Here is a 16,790-nt window from a genome sequence, read left to right as displayed (position 1 = left end):
GCCTGTGGGGCGTGAAGGGCCGTGACGGCATCCCCGTCACGGCCCTTCACCGTTTCCGCCCAGCCGCCCGTTTCCGCCCCGCCTCTCCCCGCCTCCCGGGTCCTCCCTCCCCCGCTCGCGTCCGCCCCCTCCCGCCTCCGTTTCCCCCTCGTGCGGTACCGCTCGAACAACCCACTTTTCCCGTCGCTCGATGTGGTGACAAAATGTCGCCAAATCACTACCGCTCGCTACCATCGCGGTCGTGAACCACGCAGCCCGCCGTATCGGCCGATCCCTCGCCCTCGTACTCCCGGTCATGCTCGTCCTGTCCGGGACCCTCGCCGTCACCCATGTCCCATGGGCGCCGACGCCCGCGGACTCGCCGGTCCTCGCCTCCTCGGCAGAGGACTCGGCGCAGAGCTCGGCGCCGGACTCCGCGCACAAGGCGTCGGCGCGCAGCGCCTCGACACCGGCGGGGCCGATGACGCGTCGCGCCCCGCAGGACGTACTCCGTGACCGGCTCATCGCCGAACTCCAGGAGCAGCACCCTGGGGTGGCGCTGAGCGGTCTTCAGCGCGCGATCACCCGCAAGCCGTCCCTGGCCCGCCACTGCGCCACGATCGCGCGGGCGCTCGGCAAGGCCGCCGTCCACAAGTACGGTGCCCAGCGCGCCCAGCGCTTCGCGCGGCCCGTCTGCGACACGTCCTTCGCCTCCGGCGTCGCGCAACTGGGCTGAGGCAGCCCGCGCGGAGACAGCCGGAACCGGGACAGCCCGATTCGGGCCGGCCCGGGCTGTGGGTGCGGCGCCCGGCGCCTGCCCCGCGCGCATAGGCTGCGGCACATGACCCAGCACCCGACCCAGGCCGTGATCCTTGCCGGTGGACAGGGATCACGGCTGCGGCCGTACACCGACGACCGTCCCAAGCCGATGGTGGAGATCCCCGGTACGGGCGTCCCGATCATCGGCCATCAGTTGGCCTGGCTCGCGGCGGAGGGCGTCACCGACGTCGTCGTCTCCTGCGGACACCTCGCCGAGGTGCTCGAGGAGTGGCTCGCCAAGGCCGAACTCCCCTGCCGCGTCACTACGGTGATCGAGCGCGAGCCGCTGGGGCGCGGTGGCGGACTGAAGTTCGCGGCGCGCTCCCTGCCGCGTCCCGACGAGCCGTGGTACGCGACGAACGGTGACATCTGGACCCGCTTCTCGTTGCGCGAGATGGCCGCCTTCCACGCCGAGCGCGACGCGACCGCCACGCTCGCGCTCGCCCGCCCACGCATCCCCTGGGGCGCCGTGGAGACCGACCGGTTCGGCCACGTACTCGACTTCATCGAGGCGCCGCCCTCCCCGTATCTGATCAACGCGGGCGTCTACGTCTTCTCGCCCCGCTTCACCGGGCTGCTGCCCGAGCGCGGGGACCATGAGCGCACTACTTTCCCCCGCCTCGCCCGCGAGCGCGCCCTCGCGGGCTTCCCGCTCCCCCAGGGCTCCTACTGGCGGGCCATCGACACCGCCAAGGACCTGCGCGAGGCCGCCAAGGAACTCGCGGACGGCAACCCACGCTGAGTCCCATCCCACATACGGCCGCCGTACGGCCACATGGCCATGCGGCATAACGGCACAACGACACGCGGCTTACGGCATACGACCACTCGCGCACGCGGAAGGGCCTCCGGCTTCCCCTCTCCGGGGAGCGCCGAAGGCCCTTCCGTACGGCCGTACGCGCAACAACCCGGGCGCGCCCCGCAAGGCGCGCCCGCGCGGCTCAGTGGCCGAACAGCCCACCCAGCGCGCCGCGTCCGCCACCGGACGAGGACGCTCCGCCGCCGGAGCCGGCCGACGAGTCGTCGCTCGTGGAGGAGGACTCGCGGGACATACCGGTGCGGGAGCCCGAGCCGCCGGTGGTGGCCTGCGGCTGCTGTCCGGGCTGCTGGGCCGGCGGTGCTGTGGTGCCCTGCTGACCGGGTGTGGCGCCCTGCGGACCGCCCTCGTTCGCGCCCTGCGTCCGGCCCTGGCTGGGGGTGGACTCGGGGCCGCTGCTGGCCCGGCGCTCGCCCGGCCTGGTCTCGTGCGCGGAGGGGCGGCCGTCCTTGCGGCGCCGGTCCAGGTCGCCGCGCCGCCCGTCGAGGCCGGCCGGGCCGTGGGTCGCCTGGCCGGCGCCCGGTCCGCCCGGCGAGTGGGGCATCGGGGAGCCCGGCAGCCGGTTGGTGGGGGTCTTGCCGCGCTCGGGGGCCGAGGCCGGCTGCGAGGAGCGGACGGCGCTGCCCAGCAGCGAGCCGACGAGCAGGGCGAGACCGACGACGACCGTGGCGATGACGGTGCCCCTGCGCAGCACCCGGCGCTGCAGATCGCGCAGCTCGACGCGGGGGCCGAGCTTCCGCCATGCCTCGCTCGCCAACCGCCCGTCGACGGAGTAGACAGGCGCGCCCGCGATGATCAGCGGGCTCCAGGCAGCGAGGTAGATGATGTCCGGCGCCTCATAGGCGGGGACGCTGCTCCAGCTGACGGTCATCAGCAGCGCCGCCGACAGCAGCGCGCCGACGCCCGCGGCGACGCGCTGCCACAGCCCGAACATGGTCAGCACGCCGACGATCACCTGGAGGAAGGCCACGGTGAGTCCGGCGCCGACCGGGTGGGCGAGGGCGAAGTCCCGCAGCGGGGAGGCGACCGTCCACGGGTCCAGGGAGCGCAGCCAGGTGACCATGGAGCCGCGCTCGCCGCCGTCGAAGTAGACGGGGTCGCACAGCTTGCCCATTCCGGCGTAGACGGTGATGAAGCCGAGGAAGAGGCGCAGCGGGAGCAGGACGACGCCCAGGTTCATCCGGCGCCCCGGGTAGTACGCGTGCCGTACGGCGTCGCGGCGACGCCGGCCCTCGGCGTCCGCCGAACCGTCGTCGCTCTCGTAGCCCTCCGAGCCGTAGCCCTCGTGCTCCTCGAAGCGGGCGTAACGGACGTGCGGGCCGTGGCCGTCAGGACCTCCGTCGCCCCGGTTGCGGTGGCCCTGGTAGCCGACCGGCGGCAGTTCCCCGGTGTCCTGCTGGGCGGCGACGAGTTCGCCGGTGTCCTCGTCGAAGGCACCGCGCGCCGGGCGTACGCCCTTCAACAGCGGTTCTGGCTGCGGGGGCTCGGGCTGGTGCGGCACCGGCCGTCCGCTCTCGGACGGCTGCGGACCACGGGGCGGGCCGACCACGGTGGCGGGGCCGCTCCCGGTGGCTCCGCTCCCGGACCGGCCGGGCCCGCCGGGGCCCTTGACGCGGGGCAGGGTCTGGGTGGCGGAGGGGTCGGACTCGCCGGTGGCGGGGCCCTCGTAGCCGACGAGCCCGGCCGTGCGGGCGGCCTGGATCAGCTTTGTGGCACCCGTGTCGTCCGGCTCGGGGCCGCCGCTCCACACCACGGGTGCGCGGCGCCCGGCATGGCCGGAGCCGGGACGGCGGGCCCCGGCCGAAGCAGTGCCGCCGGTGACGACGGGAATGGGCTCGGTGTCCTCGAACGCCGCCACCTCGCGCCCGGCCGACGCGGACGGTGCCGAAGCGGACGTTCCGGCGGTCACGGCAGCGGTGGTGGCCGCAGGCGACAGGCCGCGCACGCTTACGGAGGGCGAGGCGACGGACGGTGCGGCAGGCATGGCCGACGTGGCCGATGCGGCGGACGCCGCGCCGAGCCGCACTCGGAAACTCGCGTGATTGACGACCACCTCAGCGGGGTCGGACGGGACCTTGACCGTGCTCAGCACCGGTTCGTCGTCGAAGAAACCGCGTGGGCTTCCCCCTGGGCTGTGCCCGGAGCCGCGGCCCGAAGCGCCGGGTGCGCGGGGTGTTCTGGTGTCCACACTCATCTAACCGAGTGACGGACGGTTAGGACACTGCCTTGACCGGCCCGATCTGTCCGAGGCCCGTCAAGAGATCATCAACCGGTCGCGGGTCCGGGCCCCCGCCCGGACCCGCCTCAGCCGCGTCGCCGCGCAGCCTCGTACAGCACGACACCGGCCGCGACGCCGGCGTTCAGCGACTCGGCGCCGCCCGGCATCGGGATGCGTACCCTCAGATCGCACGTCTCGCCGACCAGCCGCGACAGGCCCTTGCCCTCGCTGCCGACGACCACCACGAGCGGACCGTCGAGCGCGGCGGCCTCGCCGAGCTCCACCTCGCCGTCCGCCGCGAGCCCGACCACCATCAGGCCTGCCTTCTGGTAGCCCTCCAGCGCACGGGTGAGGTTGGTGGCGCGCGCGACCGGCGTACGCGCCGCCGTACCCGCGGACGTCTTCCACGCGCCGGCCGACATCCCGGCCGCACGCCGCTCCGGTACGACCACACCGTGCCCGCCGAACGCGGAGACGGAGCGGACCACGGCGCCCAGGTTCCGCGGGTCGGTCACCCCGTCCAGCGCCACGATCAGCGGGTCCTCGCCGCGGTCGAACGCGGCAGCCGCCAGTTCCTCGGGGTGCGCGTACTCGTACGGCGGGACCTGGAGGACCAGGCCCTGGTGGTTGAGGCCGTTGGTCATCCGGTCCAGCTCGGGCCTGGGGGCCTCGACCAGCCGGATGCCGCCGCGTTCGCCCGCGAAGCGGACGGCCTCACGGACCCGCTCGTCGTTGTCGACGAACTGCTGCACATAGAGCGCGTTGGCGGGCACACCCTCGCGGAGGGCCTCCACGACGGAGTTACGGCCCACGACCAGCTCCGAGGTGCCCTTGCCGCCACGCTGCTGGCGGCTCTGCGTGCGGCGCGCCCTGGCCTGCGCGGCGCGCTGCTTGGCGTGGCCCTTGCGCATCTCGGCGGGCGGCGTGGGGCCCTTGCCCTCCAGGCCACGGCGGCGGTTGCCGCCGCTGCCGATCTGCGGCCCCTTCTTCTTCCCGGGCATGCTGGGGCACCTACCTTGCTTCTTGGCGGCTTGCGCGTCGAGTACGCGCGCTCGGATGTACGTACGGCTTTACAACGGTACCGGTACCGAAGAGACCCTCACTCCCCGCTGAGCTCCCAGCGGGGGCCGGAGGGGGTGTCCTCGATCGTCAGGCCGGCGCGCTTGAGCTCGTCGCGGATGGCGTCCGCCGTCGCGTAGTCCTTGCGCGCCCGGGCTGCCTGCCGCTGCTCCAGCACCAGCCCGACCAGCGAGTCCACCACCGAGTGCAGGTCAGCGCCGCTGCCGGAGGCGCCACCGGACCAGGTGGCGTCCAGCGGATCCATGCCCAGGACGCCGAGCATGGCGCGGACCTCGGTGATCGCGGTCGCGACAGCGGCCTTGTCGCCCTCGCCCAGCGCGGCGTTCCCCTGCCGCACGGTCGTGTGGACGACGGCCAGCGCCTGCGGCACCGAGAAGTCGTCGTCCATGGCCTCGGCGAACGCGTCCGGAACGCGCTCCGCGGGCGCCGCCTGGCCCGCGAGCTCGGTGCCGCGCTGGAGGAAGCCCTCGATCCGGCCGAACGCGGACTCCGCCTCGCGCAGCGACTCGGTGCTGTACTCGATGGTGGAGCGGTAGTGCGGGCCGCCCAGGTAGTAGCGCAGCACGAGGGGGCGCCACTGCTTGACCATCTCGCTGACGAGCACCGAGTTGCCCAGCGACTTGCTCATCTTCTCGCCGCTCATGGTGACCCAGGCGTTGTGCGCCCAGTAGCGGGCGAAGTCGTCACCGAAGGCGCGGGACTGGGCGATCTCGTTCTCGTGGTGCGGGAAGACCAGGTCGACACCGCCGCCATGGATGTCGAAGGCGCGGCCGAGGTACTTGTGCGCCATCGCGGAGCACTCCAGGTGCCAGCCGGGGCGGCCAGGGCCGAAGGGGGTCTCCCAGTAGGGCTCGCCGGGCTTGGCGGCCTTCCACATCGCGAAGTCGCGGGGGTCCCGCTTGCCGGTCTCGCCCTCGCCCGCGGGCTGGAGGAGGTTGTCGAGCTCCTGGTTGGAGAGGGAGAGGTAGTCGCCGAAGGAGCGGACGTCGAAGTAGACGTTGCCGTCGGCGGCGTAGGCGTGGCCGCGCTCGATCAGCACCCGCATCATCTCGACCATCTCGGGGATGTGGCCGGTGGCACGCGGTTCGTTGGTGGGCGGCAGGCAACCGAGCGCATCGTAGGCGGCGTTGAAGGCACGCTCGTTCTCGTAGCCGATCGACCACCAGGGGCGGCCCTGCTCGGCGGACTTGACGATGATCTTGTCGTCGATGTCGGTGACGTTGCGGACGAACGTCACGTCGTAGCCGCGGTAGCTGAACCAGCGGCGCATGATGTCGAAGTTCAGCCCGGAGCGGATGTGCCCGATGTGCGGGGGCGCCTGCACGGTGGCACCGCACAGGTAGATCGAGACACAGCCGGGTTCGAGCGGGCTGAAATCGCGGATCTGCCGGGCGCTGGTGTCGTACAGGCGAAGAGTCACGGGGTCAAGGGTAGTAGCCCGGCGGGCCCCGCTGTGCGCCTCCCGGAAGAGAGGGCGGCGGGGCCCGGGGCCGGGCGGCTCAGAGCCGGCCGATGACCCTGTTGACGGTGACGCGTACGACGACGCGTTCGGCGTCCTCGCCCGCGGCGGGGTTGAACTCGGCGTAGCTCTTCCCGACGTACTTGTGCGCCAGCTCCTCGATGAGCTCCTGGCCGCCCTCGGGGGTGACGCTCGCGGTGCCGCGCAGCTCGGCGTAGGTGTACGGCTCCTCGGCTGGCTGCACCAGGATCGTCACGCGGGGGTCGCGCCGGAGGTTCTTCGTCTTGCGGCGGTCGATGGTGGTGGAGATCAGCAGGTCCTCGCCGTCGCGCTTCACCCACACCGGCGACACCTGCGGGCTGCCGTCGGGCTGGATGGTGGCGACGGCGATGAAGACCTTGCTGTCGAGGACCTTCTTGAGTTGGTCGGAGAGCACCTGCTGGGCCACGGAAACGGCTCCCTATTCTCTCGCTGCGGAGGTCTGGGCTCCTGGGACCGTATCTCACGCACCGTCAGCCGCGGAGCCTTACGCGCGTCGCAGGACCAGCGCGGTCGCGACGGCCGCCAGGCCCTCGCCACGGCCGGTCAGGCCAAGGCCGTCGGTGGTGGTGCCGGAGAGGGAGACGGGGGCGCCCGCGGCATCGGACAGCGCCTTCATGGCCTCCGCACGCCGTTTGCCGATCTTGGGGCGGACGCCGATGACCTGGACGGCCACATTGCCGATCTCATACCCCGCCGCGCGTACGATGCGCGCCGCCTCCGTGAGCAGCGCGACGCCGGAGGCGCCGGACCACTCGGGACGGTCCGTACCGAAGTGGGCACCGAGGTCACCGATCCCGGCGGCGGAGAAGAGCGCATCGCATGCCGCGTGCGCCGCCACGTCACCGTCGGAGTGCCCGGCGAGTCCGTACGGCTCGCCCTCCCACAGGAGCCCGCCGCACCACAGCTCGCGCCCCTCCTCGAACGCGTGCACATCCGTGCCGATGCCGACCAGGGGCAGGGGCAGGGCGGCTCCGGCAGCGTCCTCAGTACGCATCGCGCCTCCTCCTCCTGGCCAGCACGGCCTCCGCGAGCACGAGGTCGAGGGGGCGGGTCACCTTGAACGCCTCCTCGTGTCCGGGGACGACGACCACCTCGACGCCGAGCCGCTCGACCATCCCCGCGTCGTCCGTGGCGCCGTCGCCCTCAGCCACCAGCCGGGAGTGCGCCTCGGCGAGCACCTTGCGGGCGAAGCCCTGCGGGGTCTGCACGGCGCGCAGCCGGCCCCGGTCCGGGGTGCCGGTGACCGGCTCGGGCGCGCCGCCGGTGCGGGGCTCCACCTGCTTGACGGTGTCCGTGACGGGCAGCGCGGGCACCACGGCGGGCGCACCTTCGTGGACGGCCCGCGCGACGGCGTCCACCGTCTCGTCCGGGACGAGCGGCCGGGCCGCGTCGTGCACCAGCACGGTCTCGACGGTGTCGGGCAGCGCCGCCAGGCCCAGGCGTACGGAGTCCTGGCGGGTGTCGCCGCCGGGTACGACGGCGACCTCGGGCAGCCCGTGCCCGTCCAGCAGGGTGCGGACGGCGGGTGTGCCGTCGGGCGGTGCGACCACGACGACCAGCTCGACGGCGCGCGCCCGCGCGGTCGCCCGTACGGCGTGGACGAGCATCGGTGTACCGCCCAGCTCGCGCAGCGCCTTGGGCGCCCCCGGGCCGAGCCGAACGCCCTTGCCGGCGGCCGGGATGATGACAGCGGTGCGAGGGCCGGCATCAGTGGAGGGCCGGGGGTCCCCGGAAGGGGCAAAGTCTGTGGAATCGATTGACATCGGTAGCGCGTTCAGGGTTTGTGTCCTCAGCCGGGGTGGGTATGGCCTGGGGGTACCCCCGGCCACGGGTTGGGGAGTGCCGGGCGCGACCGCTCGACCGAGCCCTTCCGTGAACATCGGTCGAGCCGGCTGCCCGGGCCCGGCACGCCGGCTCCTCAGCCGGATGCGCAGTCGTATATGCGCGCACCATGCTTGACCGTGTTGCAGCATGCCCACACCGAATGTGTCACAACATGCCGCAGCGCCCGGTGACGACTGATGTCATCCGGGCACCGCGGCATCGTGGGGCATATCGAGTGTCAGGAAGCGAGAACCTCGTCGAGCAGCGCCTCGGCCTTGTCCTCGTTCGTGTTCTCCGCCAGAGCCAGCTCGCTCACCAGGATCTGACGGGCCTTGGCCAGCATCCGCTTCTCACCGGCGGACAGACCGCGCTCACGCTCACGGCGCCACAGGTCACGCACCACCTCGGCGACCTTGATCACGTCGCCGGACGCAAGCTTTTCGAGGTTTGCCTTGTAGCGGCGGGACCAGTTGGTCGGCTCCTCGGCATACGGCGCGCGGAGCACCTCGAAGACCCTGTCCAGCCCGTCCGAACCAACGACGTCGCGCACGCCTACGAACTCCGCATTGTCCGCCGGTACGCGAACGGTCAAATCGCCCTGCGCGACCTTCAGAACCAAGTAGGTCTTGTCCACGCCTTTGATCTGGCGAGTTTCGATAGCCTCGATCAGCGCGGCCCCGTGATGGGGATAGACCACGGTGTCGCCAACCTTGAACGTCATGTGTCAGGTACCCCTTCCGTGGCTATCCAGGGTAACACGGGAACGACGTCTTCTGAATGGCGTTTTCGCAGGTCAGGGCATATCTCGGGGCTTGACAAGCGACCCTCTATCGTGCATCGACCGGTCAATGCAAGCGGGTATTCGCAGGTGAGAGCGGTTCTGCGCACCCGCGGAAACAGGCCCGGCCGGCCCCCGGAAGAGGCTCGCGACACGTCCGCGGTGACCGATTTGTCCGACTGTAGGGAGTGGCATCTTCGCCGCGCCTTCCGGCTTTCCCAAGAATTGATCAATGGCCCTGTAAGAGCCTGTTGATCAATTCTTCATCATCCTCTCGCATTCCCGTGGAATCGCCCGTACGGAGGTCACCCGCACATCGGCCCTCGCTATTCGACGGCGTACGACGCGAAGTACCGCGCAGGGTGCAGCGCGCCGCCGGAAGTCCGGGCCGGAGGGTCGGGTGCGGGGCCTCCACAGGCTGTCGGTAACCTGAGCCCGCACGCGAAAGCCCATCCGTACGCGACCGGCACGCGCTTGAGGAGCGTGCCCGCCGCCATAGCTCGCCTAGGAGTTGCCGCCGCCGTGAGCAGCAGCCTTCGTCGCGGCACCCTCGCCGCCACCACCCTCGCGCTCGCCGCCGTTTCGCTGACCGCCTGCGGCGCGGGGAACGACGCGCAGACGCTGGAGGTCAAGCCCGACAACGCGGCGACGCACGTCGGGGTCATCAAGATCCAGAACGCCAACCTCGTCACCGACACCAAGGGGTCGGGCGAGGCGACCGTCACGGCGCGGATCTTCAACGACGGTGAGAAGGACCAGACCCTCAAGGGCATCTACATCAAGGGCACCCGTGCCGAACTGAGCCCCGCCAAGGGCAAGAAGAGGCTCGTCGTGCCGGCCGGCGGCTCGCTGGCGCTGGGCGGCAAGGGCAAGGCGTCCGCGCTGCTCACCGACGCGGAGAAGGCCGGCGTCAAGGACGGCAACGCACAGCCGCTCACCTTCGACCTCAGCCGCACCGGTCCCGTCAAGCTGCGGGCGACGGTGGTGCCGGCGGAGGACGCGTACGAGACGGTCGGCCCGAGCTCGTCGCCGTCCCCCCGGACGCCGGAGCAGGGACCCTCCGGGTCGGGCAAGCCGAGTGGGTCCGCCGAGCCGGGTGAGTCGGCCGGTGCGAGTGAGTCCGCGAAGCCGGGCGGCTCCGCCGAGCCTGGTGAGCGCTCTGCCAGCCCGTCCTCGTCGGCCACGTCCGGCGCCGAGGAGCAGCAGGGCGAGCACGCCGGCCACTGAGCCCGTACACGTACGGCGAGAGGCCGCATCCCGCGCGGGGTGCGGCCTCTCGCCGTAGGGGCTGGTGTGCAGTGCCCGGGTGCGGGCGCGGTTGTGGTTGATCGCGCCCGCGCGGCGGAGCCGCACATGTCAGCGCCCCGCGCCCCTGCGGGGCGCGGTTTACGGCTCGAACTTGTAGCCGAGGCCGCGGACCGTCACCAGGTAGCGGGGGGCGCCGGGGTCGGGCTCGATCTTGGCGCGGAGCCGCTTGACGTGGACGTCGAGGGTCTTGGTGTCGCCCACGTAGTCGGCGCCCCAGACCCGGTCGATCAGCTGCATCCGGGTCAGCACCCGGCCCGCATTGCGCAGCAGCATCTCCAGCAGGTCGAACTCCTTGAGCGGCAGATCGACCTTGCCACCGCCCACGGTGACCACATGCCGGTCCACGTCCATCCGGACCGGTCCCGCCTCCAGGGCCGCGGGCACGACCTCCTCCGGCTCGCCGCGGCGGCGCAGCACCGCGCGGACGCGGGCGACCAGCTCGCGGGAGGAGAACGGCTTGGTGACATAGTCGTCGGCGCCTATCTCCAGGCCGACGACCTTGTCGATCTCGCTGTCCTTGGCCGTCACCATGATCACCGGGACGTTGGAGCGGCCGCGCAGCTGGCGGCACACCTCCGTGCCGGGCAGCCCCGGCAGCATCAGGTCGAGCAGCACCAGATCGGCGCCGTTGCGTTCGAACTCGTCGAGCCCGTCGGGACCCGTGGCCGCGACGGCGACCTCGAAGCCTTCCTTACGGAGCATGTACGACAGTGCGTCGCTGAACGATTCCTCGTCCTCGACGACAAGCACTCGGGTCACGGGAGGACCTCCGGGGCGGAAAGTTGTTCATCAGCCTGGTCGACATACGGCCGCTCCTCCTCGTCGAAGGCGGCCGGTTCCTGCAGTGCGCCGGACAGGCGGTTCCGGCCGAGCCGGTCGGCCTTGTCGAGCGCCGCCTGCTCCCGTGCGCTGCCCGCCTCGGGCAGCCGCAGGGTGAAGGTGGAGCCCTGTCCCTCGGCGCTCCATACGGTGACCTCCCCGCCGTGCGAGGCGGCCACGTGTTTGACGATGGACAAGCCGAGCCCGGTGCCACCGGTGGCCCGGGACCTGGCCGGATCGACGCGGTAGAACCGCTCGAAGATGCGCTCCTTGTCGCGGTCGGAGATACCGATGCCCTGGTCGGTGACGGAGATCTCTATCAGGTCACCGCCGGGGGCCTGGGTGCAGCGTCCCGCGATCTTGACACGCGTGCGTGCGGGTGAGTAGTTGACGGCGTTCTCCACGAGGTTGCCGAGGGCCGCGGCCAGCTGACCGCGGTTGCCCCATACGTGCAGCCCTTCGGTGCCCCCTGCGAGGAGGGTGATCTGCTTGCTGTCGGCGCTATGCCGACTGCGTTCTATGGCCTCGGTGACCAGTTCGTCCACCCGGACCGACTCCGAGTCCTCCAGCGGGTCGTCGTTCTGCACCCGGGAGAGGTCGATCAGTTCCTGGACGAGGTTGGTGAGCCGGGTGGCCTCGTTCTGCATCCGCCCGGCGAAGCGCTCCACCGCCTCCGGATCGTCGGACGCGTCCAGTACCGCCTCCGAGAGGAGGGAGAGGGCGCCGACGGGGGTCTTGAGTTCATGGCTGACGTTGGCGACGAAGTCGCGCCGCACCGCCTCGATCCTGCGGGCCTCCGTCAGGTCCTCCACCAGCAGGAGCACCAGCCGGGAGCCGAGCGGAGCCACCCGCGCGGAGACCGCGAGGGCATCACCCCGTCCCGTGCCGCGTCGGGGCAGGTCCAACTCGACCTGGCGTATCTCGCCGTCGCGCCTGGTGTCCCTGGCCATCTGGAGCATAGGCTCCACCGCGAGCTTGCCGCCGCGCACCAGACCCAGCGCGTAGGCGGCGGAGCTGGCCTTGACGACGGCATCGCTCTCGTCCAGCACCACGGCTGAGGAGCGGAGCACCGACAGGACGGTGTCGACGCCGGGGGGCAGCCCCGGCTCGGTGTGCAGGGAGGTGCGGGTGGGGCGGGCCTGCTCCCGCTCGCTCCACCGGAACGCCAGCATCGCGATCACGCCGGTACACACACCGGCGATCGCAGCTGCCGCGGCGACCGCCGCATTAACGTCCATACAGCCAGGTTATGCGCCTCTTACGACAGTGCCCCAGTCCTGAGGGGGCCGACCGAAAGAGCTGTCGCCCAGTGTTAACCCTCAGGGCTCCTTCGGTTCACCGTGGGGGGCCGAACCGGTCGCATTTCGGGCGCATCGTTGAGAACGTAGGGGCCCGAGCGGCCCCATGAGAACGGCCGGGGCGAGCGCCCCACGAGAACATTCGTGCGAGGGAAGGACAGCCATGCGGGACGCGTACCACGAGGAGCTGGACTCGATCGGGGACAGCCTGGTCGAGATGGCAAGGCTCGTCGGCTCCGCGATCGGGCGCGCCACCACGGCGATGCTGGACGCGGACCTGAAGCTCGCCGAAAGCGTCATCGCCGCCGACGAGAAGGTCGACGATCTCCAGCGCGATCTGGAGACAAGGGCGATACAGCTGCTGGCCCGGCAACAGCCGGTCGCCACCGATCTGCGGATCGTCGTCACCTCGCTGAGGATGAGCGCCGACCTGGAGCGCTCGGGCGACCTGGCGCAGCATGTGGCGAAGGTCGCCCGGCTGCGCTTTCCCGAGTCGGCCGTCCCCCAGGACCTCCAGGCGACGCTGCTGGAGATGGGGCAGCTGGCACAGCGGCTGATGGCGAAGGCGGCCGAGGTCATCATCACCAAGGACGTCGACCTGGCGATGCAGCTGGAGCAGGACGACGACGCCATGGACCTGCTGCACCGCACCCTCTTCCAGCACCTGATGGACGACCGCTGGCACCACGGCATCGAGACCGCCGTGGACGTCACGCTGCTGGGCCGCTACTACGAGCGGTTCGCCGACCACGCGGTGTCGGTGGCCCGCCGGGTCGTCTACCTGGTGACCGGCGACTACGCAGACGAGATCGACCCCGCGCTGGCCGCCGCGACCGGGGCGAACCCCTCCGGGGGCGAGGCTGCGTCCGGTTCGGAGGGCGCCTCCGCCGAGGGCTGAGGCCCGGGGGACCGTGGCTTGGGGCCGCAGGGGCCGCAGGGGCCAGGGGCCGAACAGGATCCGCAGGACCCAAGGGCCGAAGGGGACGTAGGGACGCAGCTGGGGTGTGCAACCGCGCGCCCTTGATGCGCCCATGCCAGTCCGGCGTGCAATAGGGCTGTGTCATGCCTGTCCATGACTGTCCCTGCCGAGGAGGGCACGATGGCTGACTCCCCCCGATCGCCCCGGACCACGGCCGAGCAGCCGCCGACCGCACCCCCGGAAGCGCGGCATCTGCCCCTTGTCGGGGCCTGCGGATGCGGTCCCGGCTGCGGATGCGGCTGCCAGTCCGGCGGTCCCTGTAGTTGCGGAGGCTCCTGCGGCTGACCCCGCGTAGCCCCGCCGAAGCACGGCGCGGGGCCCTGACCGGTTCGACGGGTCAGGGCCCCGCGTCGTACCCGGACTCCGGAGTGGGCCACGGCAGCCGGACGTCCAGCGTGAAGTTCCCGTCCCGGGGACCGTAGGCAAGGGTGCCGCCCTCGATCTCCAGCCGCTCCCGCAGCCCGGTCAGCCCGGCACCGGCGCCGGGGATCGCCGCACCGGCCGGCCCCGCCGGTTCACGCCCCTCCGGCAGCGGATTGCTGACCCGTACCGTCAGCTCGCCTCCCACGGCACCCGCAACCCGCACCTCCACCGGCCGGCCGGGGGCGTGCTTGCGCGCGTTGGTGAGCCCCTCCTGCACCGCGCGGTAGGCGGTGCGCTGCAGCTGGGGGCGGAGCGGATAGCCGCCCTCGCCGTCGGCCCGCTCGGGCAGGTCCTGGTCGAAACGTACGGTCTGGCCCGCGGCCCGCGCCTCGTCGACCAGCTCCCCCAGCCGGGAGAGGTCCGGCTGCGGTCGTGCGCCGTCCGGCGCACCCGGCAACCCGGGCGCCCCGAGGGGAGCCGCTTCCTCCTTCTCGTCCTCGCGCAGCACGTGCAGCACATCGCGCAGCTCCTCCAGCGCCTGGTGCGCGCTGTCGCGGATGACGGTGGCGCTCTCGGCGATCTCCGAGTCGTCCAGTGCTGCGCCCTCGCCCTCCGCCGTGCGCTGCGTACGGTAGGCGAGCGCGCCCGCGTGCACGGACAGCAGCGAGACGCGGTGTGCCAGCACGTCGTGCATCTCCCGGGCGATCGCCCGCCGCTCGGCCCGCCGTACGTCAGCCAGCCGCCGCTCGTGGTCCGCCTGGGCGCGCACCGCGTCCTCCCGCAGCTTGAGGACCAGTTGCCGTCGGGCCCGGGTCGCACTGCCCCAGGTGAAGAAGAGCAGGTAGAAGATGAGCACGAACGCGGCAACCGTCCAGCGCTCGTCGTGCGGCACCCCGTAGAACAGCACATACGGGAGCGTGGCCGCCAGATGCAGCAGCAGCACCAGCGCGGCCGTACGCGGCGGGATGCGCAGTGCCAGGTTGAAGATGATGACGGCGAGCGCGCCCACGACGGTGTCCGTCAGCGCCGCGGCCGGCACCGCAACCAGCGCCACCCCCAGCGGCCAGCGGCGCCGCAGCCACAGCGAGACACAGGCGAGCGCCCCCAGCGGCGGGTCGAGGGCCACCAGCCACCCGGGCAGATACGGCTTCGCCTCGGCCTGCTCGAACAGCGCCGCCCAGCACAGCACGGCCCACAGGAAGAGCAGTACGTCCACGCCCCAGTCCCGCGCGCTCCGCCGCACCCGCCCAGGGCGCGGCGGCCCCCCGGCGGTCAGCTCCCCGGGCAGCAACCGCCGGGCCAACGCGGAGGTGGGATGAATGGTCATGCTCCGAGCGTATGCGGCACCACGGACACCGCCTCCAGACCGCTTCGCCGCCTCCCCCGCTCAACGCCGCCCGAGCCACCATTGCTCCGTTCTCAGCGAGCTACGTCGGCGGAAGGTGCGTGCCGCCGCCCTGCGTACGGCTCGGATCTCCGTCGGCCTGAACAAGCGCCTGGCCACCAAGTAACCGGAGCGCCCCATCCCGACGTATCTCGATGAGGAGGATGTCCTCTCCCTCGCCGAAATCACCCTCGGTAACCGGCCGCGCTTCAGCGTTTGGCGTAGCCTGCGAAGCCTCGCCAGTCGATCATGACGCAGGGTTCCTGGCCGAGGACCCAGGCGTCATGGCCGGGTGGGACGTCGAGGATGTCACCGGGGCCGACCTCGGCCTCCTCGCCGTCGTCCATGACGATCTTCATCCGGCCCGAGATGACATAACCCGCGTGGGCCGACTGGCAACTCTCGGTCTGGGCGATCGGCTTGACGTGCTTGGACCACTGCCAGCCCGGCTGGAACGTGGCTCTGCCCAGTTCCCCGTCCAGATCGACGACCTCGAGCTGTCCCGTGCCCCCTTCGAAGGGCCGGACTTCCTCGGGTGAGTCGAAGCTCTTGCGAACGATTCCCGCCATCGGACACGCTCCCTCGTCCTTGTCGACCGTGCGTCCCCGCCATCGTCCGGCGGGCACCAGGTGATCGCATCCGGGGCGGAGGGGAGCGCCGGCGCCTCGGCTCCGCAGCGCGTAGCCCCCTACCCGGCGGCGGAACCGCGGGCAGGGGGCTGCTCGGGGACGGGCGTGGGCTACTTCTTGCCCTGGTTCTTGACGGCTTCGATGGCGGCCTTGGCGGCGTCCGGGTCGAGGTAGGTGCCGCCCTTCTTGACCGGGTGGAAGTCGGCGTCCAGTTCGTAGACCAGCGGGATGCCGGTGGGGATGTTGAGGCCGGAGATGTCCTCGTCGGAGATGCCGTCCAGGTGCTTGACCAGGCCGCGCAGCGAGTTGCCGTGCGCGGCGACCAGGACGGTGTGGCCGGCCATCAGGTCCGGGATGATGCCGTCGAACCAGTACGGCAGCATCCGCTCGACGACGTCCTTGAGGCACTCGGTGCGGGGCCGCAGCTCGCTGGGGACACCCGCGTAGCGCGGGTCGTCGCTCTGCGAGAACTCGGCGCCGTCCTCCAGGACCGGCGGCGGGGTGTCGTAGGAGCGGCGCCAGAGCATGAACTGCTCCTCGCCGAACTCGTCGCGGATCTGCGCCTTGTCCTTGCCCTGGAGCGCCCCGTAGTGGCGCTCGTTCAGCCGCCAGGAGCGGCGTACGGGGACCCACAGGCGGTCCGCGGCCTCCAGCGCCAGCTGCGCGGTGCGGATGGCGCGCTTCTGTACGGAGGTGTGCAGCACGTCGGGGAGCAGGCCGGCGTCCTTGAGCAGCTCGCCGCCGCGGACCGCCTCCTTCTCGCCCTTCGCGGTGAGGTTGACGTCCACCCACCCGGTGAACAGATTCTTGGCGTTCCACTCGCTCTCGCCATGGCGGAGCAGGATCAGCTTGTACGGTGCGTCGGCCATACCCGAGAGCCTAGCCGCCCCGCTGTGGGCCCCGACCAAGGTGGGGTCCCGCCGCACAGCCGGGCGGTGAAGTGTGGGGCACCACCACATGGGGGGCGGGGGCGGGTTTCCCTAGCGTGCGGCGT

Annotated in this window: 16 protein-coding genes; 4 read left to right on the top strand and 12 right to left on the bottom strand. The window is 71.7% G+C overall.

Features of this window, described 5'->3' with window-relative positions; all coding sequences use genetic code 11:
* The first annotated feature begins 241 nt into the window (after nt 1–241).
* On the top strand, nt 242–715 hold the full coding sequence (locus tag ACTWP9_RS23015) for a hypothetical protein (protein WP_443248134.1): 474 nt from the start codon (nt 242–244) through the stop codon (nt 713–715).
* Between the two features lie 105 nt (nt 716–820).
* Nucleotides 821–1,540 (top strand): nucleotidyltransferase family protein, encoded by a 720-nt coding sequence (locus ACTWP9_RS23010; protein ID WP_443248133.1) that lies wholly within the window; start codon nt 821–823, stop codon nt 1,538–1,540.
* Nucleotides 1,541–1,739: 199 nt separating this feature from the next.
* On the opposite strand, the gene ACTWP9_RS23005 is transcribed toward ACTWP9_RS23010, so the two are convergent.
* The 7 genes from ACTWP9_RS23005 to ACTWP9_RS22975 form a co-directional block, all read right to left on the bottom strand.
* Nucleotides 1,740–3,809 (bottom strand): DoxX family protein, encoded by a 2,070-nt coding sequence (locus tag ACTWP9_RS23005; protein WP_443248132.1) that lies wholly within the window; start codon nt 3,807–3,809, stop codon nt 1,740–1,742.
* A 110-nt stretch (nt 3,810–3,919) separates the two neighbouring features.
* Nucleotides 3,920–4,834: a 23S rRNA (guanosine(2251)-2'-O)-methyltransferase RlmB gene (rlmB, locus tag ACTWP9_RS23000; protein ID WP_443248131.1), complete on the bottom strand. Its 915-nt coding sequence runs from the start codon at nt 4,832–4,834 to the stop codon at nt 3,920–3,922.
* A gap of 98 nt (nt 4,835–4,932) precedes the next feature.
* Entirely contained in the window at nt 4,933–6,333 is a 1,401-nt protein-coding gene (gene cysS / locus ACTWP9_RS22995) for a cysteine--tRNA ligase (protein ID WP_443248130.1), read from the bottom strand.
* Between the two features lie 79 nt (nt 6,334–6,412).
* The gene (locus ACTWP9_RS22990; RefSeq protein WP_443248129.1) at nt 6,413–6,820 is read right to left on the bottom strand and encodes a PPOX class F420-dependent oxidoreductase; all 408 of its coding nucleotides are present in this window, start codon (nt 6,818–6,820) and stop codon (nt 6,413–6,415) included.
* A gap of 78 nt (nt 6,821–6,898) precedes the next feature.
* Complete coding sequence (ispF, locus tag ACTWP9_RS22985) at nt 6,899–7,408, bottom strand: 2-C-methyl-D-erythritol 2,4-cyclodiphosphate synthase (RefSeq protein WP_443248128.1); 510 nt, start codon at nt 7,406–7,408, stop codon at nt 6,899–6,901.
* Nucleotides 7,398–8,177: a 2-C-methyl-D-erythritol 4-phosphate cytidylyltransferase gene (gene ispD, locus ACTWP9_RS22980; protein ID WP_443248127.1), complete on the bottom strand. Its 780-nt coding sequence runs from the start codon at nt 8,175–8,177 to the stop codon at nt 7,398–7,400. The genes ispF and ispD overlap by 11 nt, the downstream gene beginning before the upstream one ends.
* 299 nt (nt 8,178–8,476) lie before the next feature.
* Nucleotides 8,477–8,959, bottom strand: a complete 483-nt coding sequence (locus ACTWP9_RS22975) for a CarD family transcriptional regulator (protein ID WP_016472332.1) — start codon at nt 8,957–8,959, stop codon at nt 8,477–8,479.
* A 579-nt stretch (nt 8,960–9,538) separates the two neighbouring features.
* Here ACTWP9_RS22975 and ACTWP9_RS22970 point away from each other — a divergent pair.
* Complete coding sequence (locus ACTWP9_RS22970; protein WP_443248126.1) at nt 9,539–10,243, top strand: DUF461 domain-containing protein; 705 nt, start codon at nt 9,539–9,541, stop codon at nt 10,241–10,243.
* A gap of 159 nt (nt 10,244–10,402) precedes the next feature.
* Here the strand turns inward: ACTWP9_RS22970 and ACTWP9_RS22965 are convergent, their stop codons facing one another.
* Nucleotides 10,403–11,083 (bottom strand): response regulator transcription factor, encoded by a 681-nt coding sequence (locus tag ACTWP9_RS22965; protein ID WP_326689525.1) that lies wholly within the window; start codon nt 11,081–11,083, stop codon nt 10,403–10,405.
* Nucleotides 11,080–12,381, bottom strand: coding sequence for a sensor histidine kinase (locus ACTWP9_RS22960; RefSeq protein ID WP_443248125.1), 1,302 nt, complete (start codon nt 12,379–12,381; stop codon nt 11,080–11,082). The genes ACTWP9_RS22965 and ACTWP9_RS22960 overlap by 4 nt, the downstream gene beginning before the upstream one ends.
* A gap of 223 nt (nt 12,382–12,604) precedes the next feature.
* Between ACTWP9_RS22960 and phoU the strand changes: the two genes are divergently transcribed.
* Nucleotides 12,605–13,339 (top strand): phosphate signaling complex protein PhoU, encoded by a 735-nt coding sequence (phoU, locus tag ACTWP9_RS22955; protein ID WP_443248124.1) that lies wholly within the window; start codon nt 12,605–12,607, stop codon nt 13,337–13,339.
* 418 nt (nt 13,340–13,757) lie between these two features.
* Here the strand turns inward: phoU and ACTWP9_RS22950 are convergent, their stop codons facing one another.
* From ACTWP9_RS22950 to ACTWP9_RS22940, 3 genes are all read right to left on the bottom strand, one after another.
* Nucleotides 13,758–15,110, bottom strand: coding sequence for a sensor histidine kinase (locus ACTWP9_RS22950; RefSeq protein ID WP_443248123.1), 1,353 nt, complete (start codon nt 15,108–15,110; stop codon nt 13,758–13,760).
* A 266-nt stretch (nt 15,111–15,376) separates the two neighbouring features.
* Nucleotides 15,377–15,736 (bottom strand): cupin domain-containing protein, encoded by a 360-nt coding sequence (locus tag ACTWP9_RS22945; protein ID WP_443248122.1) that lies wholly within the window; start codon nt 15,734–15,736, stop codon nt 15,377–15,379.
* Nucleotides 15,737–15,906: 170 nt separating this feature from the next.
* The gene (locus tag ACTWP9_RS22940; RefSeq protein WP_443248121.1) at nt 15,907–16,665 is read right to left on the bottom strand and encodes a phosphoglyceromutase; all 759 of its coding nucleotides are present in this window, start codon (nt 16,663–16,665) and stop codon (nt 15,907–15,909) included.
* Nucleotides 16,666–16,790: the final 125 nt, after the last annotated feature.

Origin of the sequence: Streptomyces sp. 3N207 (genome assembly GCF_052246355.1) — a bacterium.
GTDB lineage: Bacteria > Actinomycetota > Actinomycetes > Streptomycetales > Streptomycetaceae > Streptomyces.
The sequence above is the reverse complement of the archived record's forward strand: the minus strand, read 5'-3'. Positions and strand labels throughout refer to the sequence as shown.